Source organism: Streptomyces odontomachi (assembly GCF_024435355.1).
Classification (GTDB): Bacteria; Actinomycetota; Actinomycetes; order Streptomycetales; family Streptomycetaceae; genus Streptomyces; species Streptomyces odontomachi.
Window position 1 is genome coordinate 290,240 of record NZ_JAMJWG010000006.1, and the last position, 20,177, is coordinate 310,416.

The 20,177-nt window shown below is 70.7% G+C and carries 16 protein-coding genes, 1 tRNA gene and 3 pseudogenes; 11 read left to right on the plus strand and 9 right to left on the minus strand.

Translation table 11 applies throughout. The features are described 5' to 3' along the window. Window positions 1-116 precede the first annotated feature (116 nt). Window positions 117-2,474 (plus strand): FdhF/YdeP family oxidoreductase, encoded by a 2,358-nt coding sequence (locus tag NQO67_RS15865; RefSeq protein WP_255950624.1) that lies wholly within the window; start codon window positions 117-119, stop codon window positions 2,472-2,474. Here NQO67_RS15865 and NQO67_RS15870 read toward each other — a convergent pair. From NQO67_RS15870 to NQO67_RS44865, 3 genes and pseudogenes are all read right to left on the minus strand, one after another. Next, a complete protein-coding gene (locus tag NQO67_RS15870) occupies window positions 2,422-3,441 on the minus strand; it encodes a cation diffusion facilitator family transporter (protein ID WP_305125865.1) in 1,020 nt (339 codons plus the stop codon). The genes NQO67_RS15865 and NQO67_RS15870 overlap by 53 nt on opposite strands. A gap of 91 nt (window positions 3,442-3,532) precedes the next feature. After that, window positions 3,533-3,922 (minus strand): annotated as a pseudogene (locus tag NQO67_RS15875) (ClpB D2-like domain containing protein); the annotation flags it as partial. An 18-nt stretch (window positions 3,923-3,940) separates the two neighbouring features. Then, window positions 3,941-4,519, minus strand: coding sequence for a Clp protease N-terminal domain-containing protein (locus NQO67_RS44865; RefSeq protein WP_508493640.1), 579 nt, complete (start codon window positions 4,517-4,519; stop codon window positions 3,941-3,943). On the opposite strand from NQO67_RS44865, the pseudogene NQO67_RS15885 reads away from it, so the two are divergent. Both NQO67_RS15885 and NQO67_RS43820 read left to right on the plus strand, forming a co-directional pair. After that, window positions 4,420-4,911, plus strand: a pseudogene (locus NQO67_RS15885) (transcriptional regulator); the annotation flags it as partial. The gene NQO67_RS44865 and the pseudogene NQO67_RS15885 overlap by 100 nt on opposite strands. A 52-nt stretch (window positions 4,912-4,963) precedes the next feature. Beyond that, complete coding sequence (locus NQO67_RS43820) at window positions 4,964-5,329, plus strand: PucR family transcriptional regulator (protein WP_305125866.1); 366 nt, start codon at window positions 4,964-4,966, stop codon at window positions 5,327-5,329. A gap of 779 nt (window positions 5,330-6,108) precedes the next feature. Here the strand turns inward: NQO67_RS43820 and NQO67_RS15900 are convergent. Beyond that, window positions 6,109-7,392 carry an MFS transporter gene (locus NQO67_RS15900; protein WP_255950629.1) on the minus strand — a complete coding sequence of 428 codons (1,284 nt, stop codon included), beginning with the start codon at window positions 7,390-7,392 and terminating at the stop codon, window positions 6,109-6,111. After that, window positions 7,377-8,903 carry a DNA-3-methyladenine glycosylase 2 family protein gene (locus NQO67_RS15905; RefSeq protein ID WP_308295668.1) on the minus strand — a complete coding sequence of 509 codons (1,527 nt, stop codon included), beginning with the start codon at window positions 8,901-8,903 and terminating at the stop codon, window positions 7,377-7,379. The genes NQO67_RS15900 and NQO67_RS15905 overlap by 16 nt, the downstream gene beginning before the upstream one ends. A gap of 292 nt (window positions 8,904-9,195) precedes the next feature. Here NQO67_RS15905 and NQO67_RS15910 point away from each other — a divergent pair, with 292 nt between their 5' ends. Continuing rightward, complete coding sequence (locus NQO67_RS15910; RefSeq protein WP_255950630.1) at window positions 9,196-11,190, plus strand: SpoIIE family protein phosphatase; 1,995 nt, start codon at window positions 9,196-9,198, stop codon at window positions 11,188-11,190. Between the two features lie 52 nt (window positions 11,191-11,242). On the opposite strand, the gene NQO67_RS15915 is transcribed toward NQO67_RS15910, so the two are convergent. From NQO67_RS15915 to NQO67_RS15925, 3 genes are read right to left on the minus strand one after another with little or no spacing between them, the layout of a single operon-like run. Continuing rightward, window positions 11,243-11,542, minus strand: a complete 300-nt coding sequence (locus tag NQO67_RS15915) for an MGMT family protein (protein ID WP_255950631.1) — start codon at window positions 11,540-11,542, stop codon at window positions 11,243-11,245. A gap of 7 nt (window positions 11,543-11,549) precedes the next feature. Continuing rightward, window positions 11,550-12,077, minus strand: a complete 528-nt coding sequence (locus NQO67_RS15920; protein ID WP_255950632.1) for a DUF488 domain-containing protein — start codon at window positions 12,075-12,077, stop codon at window positions 11,550-11,552. A gap of 21 nt (window positions 12,078-12,098) precedes the next feature. Then, the gene (locus NQO67_RS15925) at window positions 12,099-12,314 is read right to left on the minus strand and encodes a hypervirulence associated TUDOR domain-containing protein (protein ID WP_255950633.1); all 216 of its coding nucleotides are present in this window, start codon (window positions 12,312-12,314) and stop codon (window positions 12,099-12,101) included. Between the two features lie 250 nt (window positions 12,315-12,564). Here NQO67_RS15925 and NQO67_RS15930 point away from each other — a divergent pair, with 250 nt between their 5' ends. From NQO67_RS15930 to NQO67_RS15960, 7 genes and pseudogenes are all read left to right on the plus strand, one after another. Further along, complete coding sequence (locus NQO67_RS15930) at window positions 12,565-13,548, plus strand: Dyp-type peroxidase (protein WP_255950634.1); 984 nt, start codon at window positions 12,565-12,567, stop codon at window positions 13,546-13,548. A gap of 6 nt (window positions 13,549-13,554) precedes the next feature. Continuing rightward, window positions 13,555-14,370: a family 1 encapsulin nanocompartment shell protein gene (locus NQO67_RS15935; protein WP_255950635.1), complete on the plus strand. Its 816-nt coding sequence runs from the start codon at window positions 13,555-13,557 to the stop codon at window positions 14,368-14,370. 429 nt (window positions 14,371-14,799) lie between these two features. Next, the gene (locus NQO67_RS15940; protein ID WP_255950636.1) at window positions 14,800-15,870 is read left to right on the plus strand and encodes a tellurite resistance/C4-dicarboxylate transporter family protein; all 1,071 of its coding nucleotides are present in this window, start codon (window positions 14,800-14,802) and stop codon (window positions 15,868-15,870) included. A 35-nt stretch (window positions 15,871-15,905) separates the two neighbouring features. After that, window positions 15,906-18,275 carry a molybdopterin oxidoreductase family protein gene (locus NQO67_RS15945; protein ID WP_255950637.1) on the plus strand — a complete coding sequence of 790 codons (2,370 nt, stop codon included), beginning with the start codon at window positions 15,906-15,908 and terminating at the stop codon, window positions 18,273-18,275. Window positions 18,276-18,284: 9 nt separating this feature from the next. Further along, the gene (locus tag NQO67_RS15950) at window positions 18,285-18,743 is read left to right on the plus strand and encodes a hypothetical protein (protein ID WP_255950638.1); all 459 of its coding nucleotides are present in this window, start codon (window positions 18,285-18,287) and stop codon (window positions 18,741-18,743) included. Between the two features lie 109 nt (window positions 18,744-18,852). Next, a pseudogene (locus tag NQO67_RS15955) lies at window positions 18,853-19,265 on the plus strand (CorA family divalent cation transporter); the annotation flags it as partial. A gap of 130 nt (window positions 19,266-19,395) precedes the next feature. Further along, the gene (locus NQO67_RS15960; RefSeq protein WP_255950639.1) at window positions 19,396-19,851 is read left to right on the plus strand and encodes a VOC family protein; all 456 of its coding nucleotides are present in this window, start codon (window positions 19,396-19,398) and stop codon (window positions 19,849-19,851) included. 108 nt (window positions 19,852-19,959) lie between these two features. Here the strand turns inward: NQO67_RS15960 and NQO67_RS15965 are convergent. After that, window positions 19,960-20,044: transfer RNA gene (locus tag NQO67_RS15965), tRNA-Leu, on the minus strand. Window positions 20,045-20,177 lie beyond the last annotated feature (133 nt).

Here is a 20,177-nt window from a genome sequence, read left to right on the forward strand (position 1 = left end):
AGGGGTGCGGGGGCCGAACGGTGACTCTGATGGCAGGCATCCGACCTGCGGGCATCAGGGCATGAGTGCCGTAGGGCACCTGAACATTCCATGCCCTACCGCGAGAGGGATGGCCGATGAAGAAGGCGCCGAAGCACGAGCCCGACGAACGGCTGACGGTGACGCCGCCCAAGAAGTGGGCGACGGGCGTGCCCGCGGTGACTCACGCGCTGGAGTACTCCCTCGACGAGGCGACGGTCCGCACCACGGCCAAGACCCTGTTGGCCATGAACCAGGTCGGCGGGATCGACTGCCCGGGTTGTGCGTGGTCGGATCCGGCGCCGGGTGACCGGCACAGGAACGAGTACTGCGAGAACGGCGCCAAGCACATCAACGACGAGGCGACCGGACGGCGGATCACCCGCGACTTCTTCCGCACCCACCCGGTCTCCGAGCTGAACCGGCAGTCGGATCTGTGGTTGAACCAGCAGGGGCGGCTCACCGAGCCGATGGTCAAGCGACCGGGCTCGGACCACTACGCGCCGATCAGCTGGCACGATGCGCTCGGCCTGATCGCCGAAGAGCTGAAGTCGCTGGACTCCCCGGACGAGGCCGTCTTCTACACCTCCGGGCGCGCCAGCAACGAGGCGGCCTTCGTGTTGCAGCTCTTCGCCCGCGCCTACGGTACGAACAACCTGCCCGACTGTAGCAACATGTGCCACGAGACCAGCGGTTTCGCCCTGCACGAGACCCTGGGCACCGGCAAGGGCACGGTGAGCCTGCACGACTTCTACCGGGCCGACCTGGTCTTTCTGGTGGGGCAGAACCCGGCGACGAACCATCCGCGCCAGCTGTCCGCGCTGGAGCAGTGCAAAGGCAACGGCGGAAGGATCATCTCCGTCAACACGCTGCCCGAGGCGGGGCTGCTCAGATTCAGGAATCCCCAGAACCTCCGCGGCGTGATCGGCCCGGGAACCAGGATCTCCGACCTTTTCCTCCATATTCGCAGTGGCGGCGACCTCGCCCTGTTCCAGGGCATCAACCGACTGCTCCTGGAGGCCGAGGACGCCGCTCCCGGCACCGTCCTCGACCACGACTTCATCGACTCCCGCACCTCCGGCTTCGAGGAATTCGCCGCACACGCCCGCGGCATCGCCTGGGACGACATCCTGGTCGCCACCCAACTCACCCGACGCCAGATCGAAGAGGTCGCCGACCACGTCCTCCGTGCCGAACGCGTCATCGTCTGCTGGGCCATGGGCATCACGCAGCAACGCCACGGCGTGCCGACCGTCCGCGAGTTCATCAACTTCCTCATGCTCCGCGGCAATCTCGGACGCGCCGGCTCCGGCGCCTGCCCCGTGCGCGGTCACAGCAACGTCCAGGGCGACCGCACCATGGGCGTGTGGGAGCGCATGCCCGACACATTCCTCGACGCCCTCCGGGCCGAGTTCGGGTTCGACCCGCCACGCCATCATGGCCTTGACTCCGTCAATGCCATCAGGGCGATGAGCGAAGGCCGCATCAAGGTGTTCCTGTCCTTGGCCGGGAACTTCGTGCGTGCGGCACCCGACACCGGCACCACGGACGGTGCGATGCGGCGCTGCCGCCTGACCGCGCAGATCTCCACCAAGCTCAGCAAGGCCCACACCGTCACCGGGGAGACCGCGCTCATCCTGCCCTGCCTGGGACGAACCGAGATCGACGTGCAAGCCAACGGGGAGCAGTTCGTCACCGTCGAGAACACCTCCAGCGAGGTTCACACCTCCTTCGGCAGACTCCCGCCGGCCTCTCGCCTTCTGCTGAGCGAAGTCGCGATCCTGTGCCGACTCGCCGAGCGCACGCTCGGTGACAGGGTCACCATCCCCTGGCGCGCATTCGAAGCCGACTACGGAAACATCCGCGACCGTGTCTCGCGCATCGTGCCGGGGTTCTTCGACTTCAACCGCCGTGTCTCCCGCCCCGGCGGCATCAAGCTCCCCAACCCCGTCAACGAAGGCGTGTTCGCCACGGCCACCGGCAAGGCCATGTTCACCTGCAACGCCTGGGACATGTCACGTGCCCCCGCCGGACACCTCGTCCTTCAGAGCATGCGCTCCCACGACCAGTGGAACACCATCCCCTACACCGAGAACGACCGCTACCGCGGGCTCCACGGACGCCGCACCGTCATCCTGGTCAACCCGGACGACATGGCCGACCTCGGCGTCGGCGAAGGCCAGCTCGTCGACATCATCGGCGTCTGGCACGACGACGTCGAACGCCGCGTCGACGCGTTCGAGGTCGTCCCCTACCCCACGGCCCGCGGCTGCGCTGCCGCCTACTATCCGGAGGTCCAGCCGCTCGTCCCCCTCGACAGCGTGGCTGAGACCAGTAACCAACCCACCTCCAAGGGCATCGTCGTACGGCTCCGACACCACCGACCGACCTCTGGCCCGCCGGTCAGGCCTGGCCGTGGTGACGGGGCGGTGTCGGGTCCAGGTAGACGCGTCTGACCGCCGGAAAGAGGTCGCGGAGCCGGGATTCCGCCTCCTCGCAGGCCCATTCGATCTCGTCGGACGTGGAGATGCCGGAGAAGTCGACCTTCGCGGCGATGAGCACCTCTCCCGGCCCCTGTACCAGGGTCGTGAGCTCCAGGACGCTGTCGATCTGCCGAATGCCCGTCAGCTCCCGGCGCACGGCGTCCCGGGCGTGTGCCGGCAGTGCGCGGCCGATGAGCAGGTCGGTGTTGGAGCGCCCCAGCACCCATGCGACGAGGACGAGGAGGAGTCCGATGAGGATCGAGGCGATGCCGTCGAACACGCCGGACCCCGTGAGTTGGCCGCCGAGGAGCCCCAGGGCGGCCAGCACCAGACCGGTGAGGGCTGCCGTGTCCTCCATGACCACGGCTTTGACGGCCGTGTCGGGCGTGTGCTGGAGATACCGAAGAATGGGGACCCGGAGGTGCTCCGCCCTCCCCGTGGCCTGGTTGAGGCCGGTACGCAGGGACCACCCCTCCAGTACGAAGGCGAGGACGAGCACGATGTAGGAGATCAGGGGGTTGCCGGGCTTCTCGCCGTGCGTCAGGGCGTGAATGCCGTCGTAGACGGCGAAGACGCCACCGCCGACGAAGGTGGCGACGGAGGCGAGCAGCGCCCAGATGTACCGCTCGGGCCCGTATCCGAGAGGGTGGTCCTCGTCCGCGGGCTTCTTGCTGCGTTTGAGTGCCACCAGCAGGAGCACCTCGGTGACGGTGTCGGCGACCGAATGCCCGGCCTCGGACAGCATGGCGCTGGAACCGCTGATGATGCCGGCGACGGCCTTGGCGAGTGCGACACCGCAATTGGCGGCCGCCGCCACGATCACCGTGAAGGTGGACCCGCCGGCTCCAGGCCCGCCCGTGGAGCCCACCCGGGGATCCAGAACCGGTCCGGTGGCTCTGCCCGTCCTCCGCCGCGGTCCCGGCTCACCCTCTGCACCCATGACGGCAGAATATGCCCTGTTTAATTCATGAATAGAGTGAATTCTCCTCCCCTTTCACCCGAGCAGCCGCCGATGCCTCCACGCCTCGGGCTCACGCGGCCCTTCCCAGCTCGGGCTGTGACGGCTCGTCGTAGGTCACGACCAGCTCGCCGTCCTGCTCGTCCACCCGGATCGTCGTCCCGTCGTGCACATCGCCGCGGATCAGCGCCCGGCCGACGAGCGTCTCGACCTCGTGCGAGATGTAGCGGCGCAACGGCCGGGCGCCGTAGACCCGGTCGAACCCCTGCTCGGCGATGTGTTCACGGGCCGCCTCGGTCAGCTCGACCGTGATCTGCCGCTCGGCCAGCCGCCGGCGCAGGTCGTCGAACTGCAACTCGACGATGCGCTGGATCTGCTCGCGGGCCAGCGGCTTGAACAGCACCACGTCGTCCACCCGGTTCAGGAACTCGGACCTGAAATGGCTTCGTAGCTCGCCCATGACCGGTCAGCCCGTGCTCCTTCAGCAGACGGCCCGCCGCGGTCCTGGACCCCTCGGCCGCGAGCGCCAGGGTGAGGTCTCCACGGACACGTACTCGTCCTTCAACCGCTTGGCCTCCTGCTCGGCGGCGTCCAGCACCCGCGCCAGTCGTTGGGTGACGTACACCTGGCCGGGTGTGGCGCCCGGTCCGGTCACCTTGGGTCGGCGGGCGAGGTCCTCCCGGACGGCGGTCCTCAGGGCCTCGGCGTCGGTGCCCGCCTGGTCACAGAGCCGCGGGAGCAGGCCCTCCGGCTGTTCGAGCAGGGCGAGCAGCAGGTGCTCGCCGTCGACCTCGGTCTGGTTGAGGCGCCCGGCGATGGTCTGCGCCTCCTGGAGGGCCTCCTGGGACTTCTCGGTGAGCCTGGCAGGGTCCTGGGCGACCCGAGCCGTACCCGAAACCGGACGCGGCGCAGCACGAGGACCTCCTCCAGGAGGCGGCGCGTCGGATGCGGCCGGTACGGATGGGCCAGCGGCTGATCGCCGTGGCCCGGCACCGCGGCGAGGTGCTGGGCGCCCTCGCCCTGGTGGGTGCCGAGGACGGTGCCGGGTGGCGGGACGGATTCACCCTCGACCAGGCGAGTTCCGTGCTCGCCCAGGAGCTGGCCCATCAGCGCAGCCTGGCCGACGTGGAGTTGCGGCTGCGGCGGGAACTGGTGGACGACCTGGTCCACGGCGCCGACGAGGAGAGCGCGTACACCCGCGCCGCCGTCGGCCACGATCTGCACGGCGTGCACCACCTCGCGGCCGTGCGGTGGGCGGGCGGGACCGCCGACGAGGCGGTCGCCCAGGCGGTCGGCCGGGCGGTCGCGGGCCTGCGGATGCCGGCCCTGCTGACCTGCCGGCACGACATGGCCGTGCTGGTGCTCGCGGGCAGCCCGCGGCCGACGGCCCTGTACGAGGCCATGGTCCGGGAACTCGGCTCCGCCGCGGTGGCGATCGGGGTGGGCGGCCGGTGCGGGACGCCGGCCGACCTCCCGCGGTCCTATCAGCAGGCGCTGCGGGCCCTTGAGGTCCGCCGGCGGTCCCGCGCGCCGCACGGCGGCACCGCCTTCGACGAGCTGGGCCTGTACCGCATCCTCGGACCGGGCGGCGACCGCGCCGACACCGAGCGGTTCGTCCGAATGGCTCGGCCCGCTCCTGGACTACGACGCGTCGCACCACTCCGACCTGGTGCAGACGCTGTTCCAGTACCTGGAGTGCGGGGGCCGCTACGACGCCACAGCCGCCGCCCTGGCCATCCATCGCAGCACCCTGCGGTACCGGCTGCAACGCATCCGCGAGATCGGCGGCACCGACCTCCGCGACGTGGACAGCCGGTTGAACCTGCACGTCGCCGCCCGGGTCTGGGAGGTCCTGGGCGGCCCGCCGTGAGCGGAGGACACGATGGCGGCGGAGGACGGGATGAGGGCGGAGGACCGGTTGACGGCATCCGGGCAGGCGCCCCCGGCCGTGGCGGAGGCGGTGCCGCCGGCCGCGGGCGACCACGTCTGCGTCCTCTTCCGGGGTGGCGACCGGGACCGGCTGCTGGCGCCGTTCCTCGTTGCGGGCCTGCGGGACGGCGTACCCTGCCTGCTGCTCGCCGCCGACGAGACCGGCCGGCCTGCCGAGACCTGCTGGTCGGGCACGTCGACAACGCCGACGAGCTGCACGTCGTCACCCCCGAGGGCTGGCTGCGGGACGGCGCACTCGGCTGCGGCCGGCCGCCGGATCCCCCCGTCCCGCCGAGGCCGTCGGACCCGTCGATCCCGTCGATCCCGCCGGACGCACCGCCCGGGTCGCCCGCGCGGGGCCCCGCGCCGGGCGGCGCGCCGCTGGGCCGGCTCGCCGCCGACATGAGCTGGGCCCGTCCTCTGGGTCCCCCGCCTTCGTCCACGACCTCGTCCGGTACGAGGACCGCGCGACCCGCCGGCTCGCGCTCCGCTCCTGGGCGGGCCTGTGCCTGTACGACCTCGACCTGTTCGGCAGCGACCTGATCGTCCCCCTGGTCAAGGTGCACCCCAAGGTCCTGCTCGACGGCATGGTCGTGGACAACCCGGGCTGCCCCGGGCAGGAGGGACAGTCCGACGGGGCGGGTGACGGCGTGCGGTGATCCCCCGGATTCGGGGTGGCCGAGTTCTCGCGCCGCCCCACGCGCGACGCCCGGAAGTGGCTCAAGGAGCCTCGTCTCCGATGAGCGCCGCCCCGCCGTCCGCCGCGGACGCCGTGCCGTCGGGTGCGGGTGCAGGTGCGGGTGCCGTTGCGCGGCCGGTGAGGAGCGTCAGCGCGGGCAGGCCGGCGAGCGCGGCCATCGCGAGCGCCGCGAACGTGAGCTGGCTGCGGGCCAGCAGCGGAGCGGCGACCAGCGAGCCGAGCGGTGGGGTCGCCTGCATCAGGGTGCGCAGCGCGGCGAAGGCCTGGCCGCGCAGCTCGGCGGGAACGCGCTCCATGCGCAACGACTGGGCCCACACCGTCATCAGCACCCCCAGCGCGCCTATGACGGTGAAGCCGGCGGCGACCACCAGCCGGTGCCCGGTGGCGAGCACGGCGAGGAAACCCACCGCGGCAGTGAGCTGCGCCGCCGCGATGGCCCGCACCCGGGCGACCTCGGGCCGCCAGGTGCCGGCCACGAGTCCGCCGATGAGCTCCCCCGCGGACAGTCCCGCCAGCAGCAGGGCCAGCGTGGCCGGACCGCCGGGCAATCGCTCCTTGGCCAACCACGGCGCGGCGACCAGCACCAACGCGCCCTCGGCGACGTTGAAGGCCATGAAGGCCAGCGTGGTGTGCAGCACCGCCGGATCGCGCAGGAGTGCGGTCAGACGGCGGTCCCGGGCGCGGGGCCCTGGCTGGTCGCCGGGCGTGTCCCGGCGGGGCGCCAGCGGCCGGCGAACGCCGAGCACGCACAGCGCGAAGCACCAGAAGGTGGCCGCGTCCACGGCAAGCACCCACGGCGCGCCGAGCATGCTCACCAGCGCACCGGACGCGGAGAAGCCGACGATGCCGGACACCGCGTAAGCGATCGACTCCAGGGCGTTGGCGGCGTCGAGGTCCTCGGCGTCGACCAGCTCGGGGATCGCGGCCGGCACTCCCGCCAGGGGCGCCATCTTCAGCAGCCCGTAGCACGCCGCGACGAGGAACGGCAGCCAGTCGGGCACCCCGCCCAGCGCGTGCCCGACCGGGACCGTCGCCACCGAGGCACCGCGCAGCAGGCTGTCGGCCGCCAGCACGTGCCGTTTGTCGAAACGGTCCAGCAGCGGCCCCACCAGCCATCCGCCCACCAGCACCGGGGCGGTGTACCAGAAGCCCAGCCAGCCCAGCCGGCCCACTCCGCCCGGCTGGTCCAGCACCAGCCAGGACAGGGCGACGGCGGTCATACCGTCCCCGACCAGCGAGATCGAGGCGCCCAGCCAGAGCCGGCGGAAGTCCCGGCCGGCCAGCACCGTCAGGTAACCGCGCACGCTTCCGCCCCCTCTCCCGGCGCCCCGGTCCCCTGTCCCGACGCCCCGGTCCGGCCCATGGGGGCGGCGGTGCGGGCCGCCCGCAGATGGTGGTGGGCGTAGGAGCGGTACGGCCGCCACGCGTCCGACCGGTGCCCGAAGCCATCGGGCGCCCAGCCGACCGTCCGGGAGGCGACGCACCAGGTCAGGTCGGTGTCCCGGACCAGGGGGACGTCCGGGTCGTGCAGGGCACGCATCCGGATGTGCGCTGCCACCGCCGGGGTGACACCCGGCACGGCTCGCAAGGTGCGCTGCGCCTCCGCGCGGTCGGCGCCGGGATCGAGCCGGACCGCCCCGGTGGCCAGCGCGGTCGCCAGCGCCCGCACGGTGGCCCAGCTCGCCGGCGGCAGACCGGCGCCGCCCGCGTCCGTGGCGACCGCCAGCCGCTCCGTCGCCGGAAAGGCGCGGGTGACCGTGCCCACCGGCTCCGGCAGCGGCACGCCGTACCGCTCGACGAGCCGATGGGCCGCCTCGCGCCCCCCTTCGGCACCCAGGTCCGCCTCCAGAACCGCGCGCACGGCGGCTTCCTGGGAGCCGGCGTGGCCGGGGGCGCGCAGCCCGGGGCGGGCCGTGACCAACGGAGCCAGCAGCGCATCACGGGCCAACGCACCGTCGATCTCGGCGGGATCGGCATCCAGGTCGAGCAGCGTGCGGCAGTGCTGCACGGCCGGCGGCAGGTCGCGCAGCGTCGTCAGGCGCAGTTCCGCGTCGACGTGCCCGCCGGCATCGCGCAGCGTCGCCACGCCCGTGCCGTACGGCAGGCAGAGCGCACGGCGGTGGTACCGGTCGCTTCCCTCCTCCAACCCGGGCACGGCTCGTTCGGCGAGGAAACCGAACAACGCGCCGGCGGCCAACGGCGGCCGGTACGCCAGTTTCAGGGAGATCAGTCCCTCTTCGCCCGGAGTCGCAGCGCCGCCCGCCGCGGCGCGCAACGCGGTCGGTGTCGCGCCGTACACCTGGCGGACCGTCTCGTTGAGCTGGCGGATGCTGGCGAACCCCGAGGCGAAGGCCACCTCGGTGACGGTCAACCGGGTCGACTGAAGCAACAGGCGGGCGGTGTGCACCCGCTGGGCCCGGGCCAGCTGTTGGGCTCCGGCACCCAGCGCGGCGACGAGGTGCCGGTGCAGCTGGCGCTCGCTGTAGCCGAGCCGCCGGGCGAGCCCGCCCACACCCTCGCGGTCGACGGTGCCGGCGGCGATCAACCGCATCGCCCGCCCCGCCACGTCGGCGCGCACGTCCCAGTCGGGGGAGCCCGGGGCGGCATCGGGCAGGCAGCGGCGGCAGGCCCGGTAGCCCGCCTGCTGAGCAGCGGCCGTCGAGGGAAACACCCTCAGGTTGCACGCCTTGGGCATGGGAGAGGGGCAACTCGGCCGGCAGTAGATCCGGGTCGTGGCCACGGCCACGAAGAACTGTCCGTCGAAGCGTCGGTCCCGGCTCTCCATGGCCGCGAGCGCTTCCGGTATCTCGATCACATGATCCACGGTCGGCCCGGCGCCGGCGCCGGCGCCAGCGGTTATCGGACATCACCTGTCGTCGCCGCCGGGGTCAGCGGCACGGCGGCTCGCGCAGCCGGGAAGGCCACGGCCGCGCAGCGCATGCGCCGCGCCGCGCGGCGGCGTGTCGCGCTGCGCTGCGGCGTCACGCCTTGCCCCGCCTTGCCTCGCCCTTCCGCGAGCCGCGCGTTGCCATGCCGGTGGCGTCGATTCCACCGCCGGGATAAAATAGCGCATATTACTGCATAAGTAGCAGTGGTCGGGGGTGGTCATGGACAACACGGACCAGTTCCTTCGCAGGGCGGAGCCGTCGGCTCTGGTCGCCCTGGACGGGACGGTCCGCTCGCTGAACGGCGCCATGGTCGCGATTCTGGACTGCCCGGCCGAGGACTGCATGGGGCGCCGCGCAGCGGATCTGCTGCCCGATCGCCAGGGCGTCGCGATCGGTGACCTGGTGGCGCACACCGCCGCGACGAAGCGGCTCGCGATGCGGGTGCTGGAGTTCCCCGGCGCCGGCAGGGCGCCCGTGATCTGCCTGGTCGAAGCGCGGGCGGTGACCCACACGGGCGGCCGGCAGGAGGTGTGGGTACGTACCCGGGACATGCGTGACGATCTCGGTGGCCTGCTGATCCCGTTCCGGATGGCGGCCCAGGCTGCGGACCTCGGTCTGTGCACCTACGCGCCGCGGGACGGCCAGTTCGAATGGCACGGCGGGGCTCCCCGCCTGAGCGCGCTCTTCCCCGTGAACCCGCTGCCCCTGTCGTGGGTGACCGAGCACATCCACGAAGCGGACCGGCAGGCGCTGGAGGAGTTGTTGAACCCGGACTCCGCCCAGTCCCCGTGGGCCAGGCTGCGGTTCCGCACCGAGCATGGCGACTGGCGCCACCTCACCTGCCAGACCCGTCGGATCCAGCTGGGACACGACGGATCGGAACGCCTCTTCGCGCTGATCCGCGACGACACGCAGCGGGAGTCCCACCAGCAGAGGATGCTGGCCGCGCTGGGCGCGGAGCGGCAGCGCACGGACGAGACCGCCGCCTTCTCCTCGGCCCTGATCGCGGCCACCACCGAGGACGAGCTCCGGCAGGTCATCCTGACCCACCTCGCCGCGGCCTTCCACGGTGCCGGCGCGCTGCTCGCGTTCGTCGACGACGGCCGCCTGCACGTGTCCTCCGATGCCGGGATCCCGTTGCCGCTGGCCGATGTCGCGCAGAACGTGCCGCTCGACACGCCGACCCCGCTGCTGGACGCGATCCGCAGCGGCACGCCGCAGTTCATCGCGGACCGGGCCGAGTACCTACGGCGCTGGCCGCAGGGCATCAGCGAACCGTGGCTGGGCAGGGACGCCGCCCTGTCGATCACCCCGCTCAGCCCGTCCGGCGACCAGCCCCTGGGGGCCTGGTTGGTGTTCCACGACAGGGCACACCGCCTCGCCGCGGACGAACGCGCCCTGATGGTCACCCTGTCCAACCTCGCCGGGCAGGCACTCAAGCGCATCAGGGCCCAGCAGGCCCAGGTCGAACTGGCCACGGCCGTTCAGCACAGCATGCTCCCCGCCCTGCCCGAGCAGTTGCCCGGCTTGCAGATCGCCGCCCGCTACCAGGGCAGCTGTGCCGGACTGGACGTCGGCGGAGACTGGTACGACGCGTTCGAAACGCCCGACGGCGCGGTGGCCCTGGTGATCGGAGACGTCCAAGGGCACGACGTGGACGCCGCCGCCTTCATGGGGCAGGTGCGTGCCTCCATGCGCGCGATCGCGGCCCACGCCCCCGATCCGGGAACGGTGCTGGCGCACACCAACGAGCTGCTCGTCACCATGGACGTGGCACGCTTCGCGACGTGCACCATGCTGTACGTCGATCCCCGTGACGGGAAGGTCACCGGTGCCAGCGCCGGCCATGTGCCGCTGGTCTGCGCGTACGACGACGGTGGTTACGACATCCGTCCGCTGCGGTGCGGTACGCCGCTGGGGATCCTGCCGGAGGCGGCCTACCCGCTGGAGGAGTTCACGCTCGACGAGAACGCCGCGCTGGTCATGGTCACCGACGGCGCCGTCGAAGGCCCGTTGGTGACGCTGGAGTCCGGGCTGAAGTACGCCGCGACCCGGGCCGCCCAGGCCCTTCGTGACGGCCTGAGCACCGGGCGGACCGCGGACCGGGTCCTGGCCGCGGCGGCGCACGTGGACCAGCGCGACGACGTCGCCGTGCTGGTCGCCCGACGCCGCCATCTGGATCATGCCTCTTCGGCCTGCGTCGTGAGCGGCTGAGGCGGCCGAGTCGGCCGAGGTCGCCACGTGGTGGGGCCCGGCTTCCGCGGCCTCACTCGGACGCCGGCCGCTCCCATCGGTACCGCGCCCGCTCCATGTCCACGCGGGTACCCCGCATCGGGGTGTGCTCGTCGTTCAGGAACTCCCGTGCCCTTCCGCCGTGGCAGGAGGCCGGCGTCCCGTCCGCGTGCACGACCCGCCACCACGGCACGCCCTCGGCCAGCAGGCCCATCGCCCGACCCACCTGGCGCGGCCCCAGGTCGATCCGTCTGCCGATGTCCCCGTAGGACGCAACGGACCCTGGTGGAATGGAGGCGACGACGTCCCGCACGTCATCGATGTAACTCCGCATGGCGACGTCAGTCCTCTGCCGGATAGGTCAGCCGGCCTTCGCTGAAGCATGCGTGTTCGTTCAACGTCGCCGGTTTTGTCGTGCTGATCGACATGATGTTCAAGACGGTCACGCCCCTGACGATCAGTGCGTCGGAAATCAGGCGACGGTGGCAGCGCCACGGTACGGCCTCGCTGCACATGATCGCGGGCCGGCCGTGTTCGGCCAGTTCGAGCAATTCACGCAAACCGTCCTCGAATTCTTGGCTGTCCATATAGTCCGCGTAATCGCGGAACGCCTTGATTCGCCATGCACCGTTCTCGGTCGGCGCACCCTTCGGGGAGTATCTGCGGCCACCCAGCTTCTTGATCCATCGATAACCGATGTCGGCCGGCAGTTCATCGACGATGGCCGACTGATTCCACTGGGGATATTTCCTGGACGATGGGAAGGAACGCACGTCGACCAGGCAGGTGATGCCGTTCGCCCGCAACATCGCCAGCAACTCGTCGAATCCGCGCGTCGAGTGTCCCACCGTGTAGATCCGCCGCGCCATGGCACCATCCGTCGACATTTTTCATCGTTGCGTCTTGGCCAGTGCACCACCCTTGTGCATGGCGATGTGATCGGTCTTGTCGCTCTTGATTTCGTACTGCGGGTCCCGCTCGCTGCACCGGTGCATATGCCCCTTGTACGCCACGTCCTCCGTGTGCTTCTTGATGATCGTTCCCTCGACGTACCCGGCCTCGGAATTCCACCGTACGTGGTCTCCGACTGCAAACTGGTCCGCCATGACAAACCGTCCTTGGGCCTGAATCGATTCCTTGGTCCCGGTTCGATGGAAATACATGTCCTCAACGATGCTAGTTGCCGTATCCCTCGAATGCACACGGGCCCCGGGGCGGGGCGGGCCGGTCGGGTTGTTCTGGACGCCGGCTGGTCGAGCGCGCCTTGTCCGTGCGTGCGACGGGAGGTACACAGGGTCATAGCCTCAGGACCTCATGTGGCGCAAACATGTCATCCCCGCGGTTCGGATGGAGCTCATGGTCACCACGCAACCCATCCTCACCATGCCGTCGCGAGCTGCCGTGTTTCTCGTGGCCACGGTCTCCGACGGCGGCGTGGCCACGGTACGCAAGGCACTGCAAGGACTGGCCGGACTGGTGCGCTCCGTGGCCTTCCGGGCTCCCCGTGACAGCCTCACCTGTGTCGTGGGAATCAGCTCGGCCGGATGGCAACTCCTCTTCGACGGGACGACGCCACCCCGCGATCTGCACCCTTTCCAGGCCTTGCAAGGCCCTCGCCACACGGCCCCGGCCACTCCGGGGGACCTGCTGTTCCACCTGCGCGCCCAGCGCATGGACCTCTGCTTCGAACTCGCCCGGCTGATCAGGCATCAACTGGGTGCCGCCGTGCGCGTCGTCGACGAGGTCCACGGGTTCAGCTACTTCGACGCACGCGATCTCCTCGGGTTCGTCGACGGAACGGCCAGCCCCACCGGGACCGCCGGATCCGAAGCCGCGTTCATCGGCGACGAGGATCCCGACTTCCGGGGCGGTAGTTATGTGATCGTACAAAAGTACGTCCACGACATGACGGCTTGGGATTCGCTGACCACCGAGGAACAGGAACGCGTCATGGGCCGCACGAAGCTGGCTGACGTCGAGTTTCCCGACGAGGCCAAGCCGGCCAACTCCCACGTCGCCCTCAACACCGTCGTCGAAGACGGCGTGGAACGGAAGATCGTGCGTGAGAACATGCCTTTCGGGAACATCGGCCAAGGTGAGTTCGGCACCTACTTCATCGGTTACGCGCGGACGCCCGCCGTGACGGAGCGCATGTTGCGCAACATGTTCCTCGGCGATCCGCCAGGAAACACGGACCGCATCCTCGACTTCTCCACTGCATTGACCGGCGGCCTCTTCTTCGTGCCGAGTGCAGACTTCCTCGACGACCTGAAAACGGCCGCCCCCGACCCCGCCGGCAGTACCGGTTCCCTGAGCATCGGCAGCATGAAAGGAGCCTGACCGCCCATGGTGACGTCCACGGTGACGAACAACCTCCACCGCGAACTCGCTCCCCTCACTCCTGAAGCATGGGACGAGATCGAGGCAGAAGCTCGCCGCACGTTCCGGCGACACATCGCGGGTCGCCGTGTCGTCGACGTCCCCGACGCCGCCGGGTCCGCGCTCTCCGCCGTCGGGACGGGACACCTCTCCGAGATCGCACCACCCGGCAGCGGCGTCGTGGCACACCTGCGCGGCGTGCAACCCGTGGTGGAGCTGCGGGCGCCTTTCACCGTCACCCGCGCGGCCGTCGACGACGTGGAACGCGGCGCGAAGGACTCCGACTGGCAGCCGGTCAAGGACGCGGCACGCGCCATGGCCTTCGCCGAGGACCGGGCCGTCTTCGACGGGTACGCGGCGGCCCACATCGACGGACTGCGCGCACGCACCTCCCACCCCGTCCTGACTCTCCCGGCACAACCGCGCGAGTACCCCGATGTCGTCAGCCGGGCGCTGTCGTCGCTTCGGCTGGCCGGCGTCGACGGTCCCTACGCGCTGCTGCTCGGCGCCGACGCCTACACCGCGGTCAGCGAGACCTCCGACCACGGCTATCCCGTCGCGGCCCACCTCGCACGCATCATGGACGGAAAGCCGATCTGGGCGCCGGCGCTCAGCGGTGCCTTCCTCCTGTCCACGCGCGGCGGCGACTTCGAGCTGCGCCTGGGCCAGGATCTGGCGATCGGCTACGCCTCCCACGATGCGCACAGCATCGAGCTGTACTTCCACGAGACGCTGACCTTCCTCACCTACACGGACGAGGCGGTCGTGGCACTCCAGGCCTGACGGGGCCTGACGCTCTCCTGCCGCCCCCTCCCTCCGGCGCCGCCCCGGGCGGGGCCCCGACACGGGGGATCCTGTCGATGCACCCTGGCGTGTCCGCGAGGGAAAATGGCTAATCTACACCTTATAGACATATCGCAACAGACATATCGAGACACCCTGATGGGGTGCGCGTGTGGGGCCGCGTGCGGGTGCGCGTGCGGGTGCGCGAGTGACTACGTGCGACGACCGCCGCCTCGGCGCGCCGGCCCCCGAGCCCCTGGCGACGCCCGTACCAGCAGGAGAACGACCATTGACCGTGCGGCTGTGCAGGATGCAGGGGCTCGTTGCCGGCCGGCGCCACGACGCCTTCCACCCGTGCGGGGAGCGCAGGACGCGTCGTGGCGACGCCGGGCCCAGCGCGGTGGGTCGCCCGACGGCGGCGACCACGCGATGAGGGACCGCGTCCGCCAGGGGATCGCCGACCTGCATCCGGCCTACGCCGCCGTGGTCATGGCGACCGGCATCGTCTCCACCGGCCTGCGCCTCTTCGGCTGGCAGGTGCTCTCCGACATCCTCCTGGCGGTGGCCGCCGCCGCCCTGGTCCTGCTCGTGGTGGCCTACGCCTGGCGCTCGGTCGCCTTCCCCGAGCGGGTGCGAACGGATGCCCGGAACCCGGGGAAGGCCTTCGGCTACTTCTCTCTGGTCGCCGCTCCCAACGTGCTGGCCAACCGGCTGGCTCTCGACGGCCACCTGCTTGCCACCGCGGCTCTCGCAGCGGCGAGTGTCCCGCTCTGGCTGCTGCTCACCTACACCATCCCCGGCGACATGATGGTCGGGCACCGTCGGGAGCCGGTGCTGCCCAGGACCAACGGCAGCTGGTTCATGTGGGTGGTCGGCACCCAGTCACTGGCCGGCGTGGCGGCAGCCATCGCCGCTGCCGAGCCCGACCTGACGGCGTCCTTCGCCCCGCTGGCGGTGGCCCTCTGGGGGGTCGGGGTGGTCCTGTACCTGATGCTGGTGGGCCTGGTCACCATCCGCCTCCTCGACGATCCGGTCACCCCGCACGCCCTGAGCCCCACCTACTGGGTCTACATGGGGGCCACGGCCATCAGCGTGCTCGCCGCGGCCGGCATCCTCGCCCTGCCGGCCTCCCTGCCCGTCATCGCGCAGACCAGGCACGTGGTCTCCGGCCTGGCTTTCCTGCTGTGGGCCTTCGGCACCTGGTGGATCCCGCTGCTGCTGTCCTTCGGAGTGCGGCGCCACCTGGTGGAGCGCGAGCCGGTGGGATACGAGCCCACGCTGTGGAGCATGGTCTTCCCGCTGGGCATGTACGGCGCGGCGAGCGCGAGTTACGGCCGGGTGACGGGCCTGGACTTCATGGTCGACATCGCCCGGGTGGAAATCTGGATCGGCTTCGCCGCGTGGGTAGCCGTGGCCATCACCATGGGCAGGTCGTTCCGCTCCCCGCGGGCGGCAGGAACGGGCCTGGCGCACCAACACGAAGCACCCGGCGACCGGTGAGACAGCCGGCAGCTGACCGAAAGGGACGGTGGAACATGCGCGGCGATCGGATCGCGGACATCTGGGGGCCACGCACCCCCTTCACCTCAGGCACCTCGTGGCCGCAGCGAGTGGACCAGTACCTCGCCGACGGCGTCACCGAGGCCGAGGTGGAGAAGTGGGTGCGGGGCGCCTGCCTGCTGTGCTCGAACGGGTGCGGTCTCGAGGTGGCCGTCCGCGACGGCCGGATGGTCGGCGTGCGGGGGCGGGCCGAGGACCGCGTCAATCACGGCCGGCTCGGCCCCAAGGGCCTCTACGGATGGCAGGGCCAGCAGCACGACCGCCTCACCGCCCCGCTGATCCGTTCGGGCGGCCGGCTGGTGGAGACCGACTGGGAGACCGCCATGCAGAAGGTGGTGGAGCGCTCCCGGTCGCTGCTCGACGCCAAGGGACCGCTCAGCCACGCCTTCTACACCTCCGGCCAGCTGCTGATCGAGGAGTACTACACGCTCTGCGTCATCGGCAAGGCCGGCATCGGCACCCCGCACATGGACGGCAACACCCGCCTGTGCACCGCCACGGCGGCCTCCGCCTTCCAGGAGTCCTTCGGCTCCGACGGCCAGCCCGGCTCCTACACCGACATCGACAGCTGTGACGCCCTGTTCCTGTTCGGGCACAACGTCGCCGAGACCCAGAGCGTGCTGTGGACCCGGATGCTCGACCGCCTCGACGCGGACGACCCGCCTCGGCTGGTGTGCGTGGACCCGCGACGCACGAAGGTGGCCGAACGCGCCACCGTGCACCTGCCGGTCCGCAACGGCACCAACCTCGCGGTGATGAACGCGCTGGTGCACGAGCTGATCGCGCACGGCTGGATCGAGGAGGCCTATGTGCAGGCCCACACGGTGGGCTTCGACGAAGTCGACCGCCTCACCCGTGACGCGACGCCCGAGTGGGCGGCAGGGATCTGCGGGGTGCGCGCGGACGACATCCGGGCGGCAGCGGAGATCTTCGGCACGAGCGAGCGGGTGGTGTCGACCTGCTCGATGGGCTTCTACCAGTCGCACCAGGCCACCGCCGCCTCCTGCCAGGTCAACAACCTCCACCTGCTACGCGGCATGCTCGGCCGACCCGGGGCCGGCATCCTTCAGATGAACGGGCAGCCCTCGGCCGAGAACAACCGGGAGGCCGGCTGCGGCCCCGCCCTTCCGGGCTTTCGTAACTGGGACAACCCCGAGCACGTCCGGGAACTGGCCGAGCTGTGGAACGTGGACCCGCTGGTGATCCCGCACTGGGCCGCCCCCACCGACGCCAACACCATCCTTCGCTTCGCCGAGCAGGGCTCCGTCGGATTCCTGTGGATCGCCGGCACCAACCCGGCGGTGTCCCAGCCCGACCTCGCCCGCATCCGCCGCATTCTCTCCGGCGACCAGTGCTTCGTCGTGGTCTCCGACGGCTACCGCACCGAGACCACGGAGCTGGCCGACGTGGTGCTGCCGGCGGCGCTGTGGGCGGAGAAGACCGGCACCTACACCAACGTCGACCGGACCGTGCACCTACAGGAGAAGGCCGTCGACCCGCCCGGCCAGGCCCGCGGCGACCAGGCGATCTGGACCGACTACGCCCGCCGCATGGGTCTCGCCGACCGGGACGGACGCCCGATTCCGGCCTGGGACACCCCCGAGCAGGCCTTCGAGGCCTGGAAGGCGGCCAGCGCAGGACGACCCTGCGACTACTCCGGTCTGACCTACCAGAAGCTTCACGACATCGGCGGCATCCAGTGGCCCTGCACGCCGGACGCCCCGGACGGCACCGAACGGCTCTTCACCGACGGGGTCTTCAACACCGCCGTCGACAGGTGCGAGACCTACGGCCACCACCTGGCGACCGGCACCCCGGTCGGCGAGTTGGCCTACCGGGCCCGCCAGATCGACGGCCGGGCCGTCCTCAAGACGGTCCCCTACGAGCACCCGTACGAGGAACCCGACGAGACCTACCCGATGCGGCTGACCACCGGCCGCACCGTGTACCACTGGCACACCCGCACCAAGACGAAACGGAGTCGCCGGCTGAACGAGGCGGCCCCCGCGATGTGGGTGGAGATCTCCCAGCCCGACTCGGAGCGCCTCGGCATCACGGAGGGCGATCTGGTGCGCGTCACCTCCCGCAGGGGCACCATCGAGGCTCCGGCCCGGATCTCGCACATCCGCGAGGGCGTGGTCTTCGCCCCCTGGCACTACGGTGACCGGGAGACCGCCGCCAACGAGCTCACCCTCAGCGGCTGGGATCCGGTCTCCAAGCAGCCCGAACTCAAGGTCGCCGCCGTATCGGTCGAACGGATCGGACCCGGCGACGGCCCCGCGCCGGCGCCCACCACCACGGCCTCCGCGCCCGTGCACCCCTTCGACGCCACCGGCAGGGAGTGAGGACGCCCCATGCACCTGACCACCTACCTGCACTTCCTGCGCACGACGGAAGAAACGCTGGGCGACAGCTACCGGACGGTCTCCGACGGCCACGGCGCGGACTCGGACGTGCACTGGACCACCGCCCGCTTCGCTCGCCAGTGCACCGCACACGCCCAGGCCCTGGCGCCCGTCCTGGACCGCTACGCACCAGCGGAGGAACCCGCCCCCGAGCGCCTGCACGTCCAAGGGCTGGCGTCGGTCCGCAACGGGCCCGCCGGGCTGCTGCGCGACCTCCAGGACCTCTACCAGCTCACCAACCTCGTCGACATCACCTGGACGCTCATCCGGCAGGCCGCCAGCGCCGTCCGCGACCGCGATCTGATCGACCTCACCCACCAGTGCGGTCAGGAGACGACGGCCCAACTCGACTGGACCCGCATGCGCATGAAGGTCGCCGCTCCGCAGACCCTGATCGTCGCCACCTGACAGACGTCCGCCGCCGCCGTCCGCGGCTGCTGCGACCGTGCCGATACCGATGGCCGGAGCGCGGAAAGGAGTACGTACGTCATCGTGATCACCGACTGCGCCATCTACCGAATTCCGCCGGGCCACCGACCCGCTCACGCATGCCGTGAACGAACTCGCCGGCATCGGGCCGGTCGGCCTGGTCGTGCCGTTCATGGACGACAAGGCGCGACCGTTCCTCCGGAACGTGAGTGACCACCTGAAACGAGCGAACGAGTCCGTAGAGGCCCTGGATCGGCTGGTCTCGGATGTGCTGTCCGCACACTTGGCGCAAATGGGCGTCCGTCAGAACGATGACACGCGGAAGATCTCCGCGTGGGCGGCCATGGTCGCGGTGCCCACGCTGATCGCGGGAATCTACGGAATGAACTTCGTCCACATGCCGAGCTGACCTGGCTGTGGTCCTACCCGGTGGTGATCGCCATCATGGTCTGCCTGGTGGGGGTGCTGTACCGGGGGTTCAAGGCACGCGGCTGGACGTAGCCGCACCGGGCACGCGTGGACCGATCCGGTGCGCCGGGCCTAGGATCGCGGGCACGGCATCGCGTGTCGGTCACCGGCTGGGTGAGGCATGGAGGTGCCCGGGAGATTGCCTTGTGGAGGCATCCCGCACATGTCAGTCGAGTTGAACCACACCATCATCCACGCCCGGGACAACCGGGAGTCAGCCGCGTTCCTGGCGCACATCCTGGGGCTTGAGGTCGGGACCGAATGGGGCCCGTTCGTTCCCGTGGCCACCGGCAACGGGGTCACCCTGGACTTCGCCGCCGTCCCAGCGGAGTCGATCACCGTGCAGCACTATGCGTTCCTCGTGTCCGACGAGGAGTTCGACGCGGCCTTCGCGCGTATCCAGGGGGCCGGGATCACGTACTACGCGGGTCCGGGCAGGAGGCAGCCCGGCGAGATCAACCACCACCACGGTGGGCGTGGACTGTACTTCATGGATCCGGCCGGGCACGGCATGGAGATCATCACGCGGCCCTACGGCAGTCACCAGGAGCGGTCGGCGGCGCCCGCCACCCTCGGCGACACGACGCACACGCCGCGTCACACACCCGGCGACCAGTAGCACCAGACGCACCGGGCCGTCGGACTCCCCCACGACCCACCACCCGGCACAACGAAAAGTGCTGGTCGAGATCGCTCCCGACCAGCACTTCGCTGGGAAAATACGAGGTGTCCGAGGGGGGACTTGAACCCCCACGCCCGATAAAGGGCACTAGCACCTCAAGCTAGCGCGTCTGCCATTCCGCCACCCGGACCAGGTGAGCCGTCACAGGACGTCTCCCGCGGCGACACGACCAACAATACCAAGGTTTCGGCGCGGGTTTCACCTGCGTATCCGCTGGGTGGGCGGGCCGTCCCCACCGGCCCGGGCGGGGACGGGACCGTGGG

Excerpts from the sequence above, each read along its gene's own strand:
- NQO67_RS15865 (WP_255950624.1), top strand. The coding sequence starts at position 117 with ATGAAGAAGGCGCCGAAGCACGAGCCCGACGAACGGCTGACGGTGACG.
- NQO67_RS15870 (WP_305125865.1), bottom strand. The coding sequence starts at position 3,441 with ATGGGTGCAGAGGGTGAGCCGGGACCGCGGCGGAGGACGGGCAGAGCC.
- NQO67_RS15910 (WP_255950630.1), top strand. The coding sequence starts at position 9,196 with ATGGACAACACGGACCAGTTCCTTCGCAGGGCGGAGCCGTCGGCTCTG.
- NQO67_RS15915 (WP_255950631.1), bottom strand. The coding sequence starts at position 11,542 with ATGCGGAGTTACATCGATGACGTGCGGGACGTCGTCGCCTCCATTCCA.
- NQO67_RS15920 (WP_255950632.1), bottom strand. The coding sequence starts at position 12,077 with ATGGCGCGGCGGATCTACACGGTGGGACACTCGACGCGCGGATTCGAC.
- NQO67_RS15925 (WP_255950633.1), bottom strand. The coding sequence starts at position 12,314 with ATGGCGGACCAGTTTGCAGTCGGAGACCACGTACGGTGGAATTCCGAG.
- NQO67_RS15930 (WP_255950634.1), top strand. The coding sequence starts at position 12,565 with ATGGTCACCACGCAACCCATCCTCACCATGCCGTCGCGAGCTGCCGTG.
- NQO67_RS15935 (WP_255950635.1), top strand. The coding sequence starts at position 13,555 with ATGGTGACGTCCACGGTGACGAACAACCTCCACCGCGAACTCGCTCCC.
- NQO67_RS15940 (WP_255950636.1), top strand. The coding sequence starts at position 14,800 with ATGAGGGACCGCGTCCGCCAGGGGATCGCCGACCTGCATCCGGCCTAC.
- NQO67_RS15945 (WP_255950637.1), top strand. The coding sequence starts at position 15,906 with ATGCGCGGCGATCGGATCGCGGACATCTGGGGGCCACGCACCCCCTTC.
- NQO67_RS15950 (WP_255950638.1), top strand. The coding sequence starts at position 18,285 with ATGCACCTGACCACCTACCTGCACTTCCTGCGCACGACGGAAGAAACG.
- NQO67_RS15960 (WP_255950639.1), top strand. The coding sequence starts at position 19,396 with ATGTCAGTCGAGTTGAACCACACCATCATCCACGCCCGGGACAACCGG.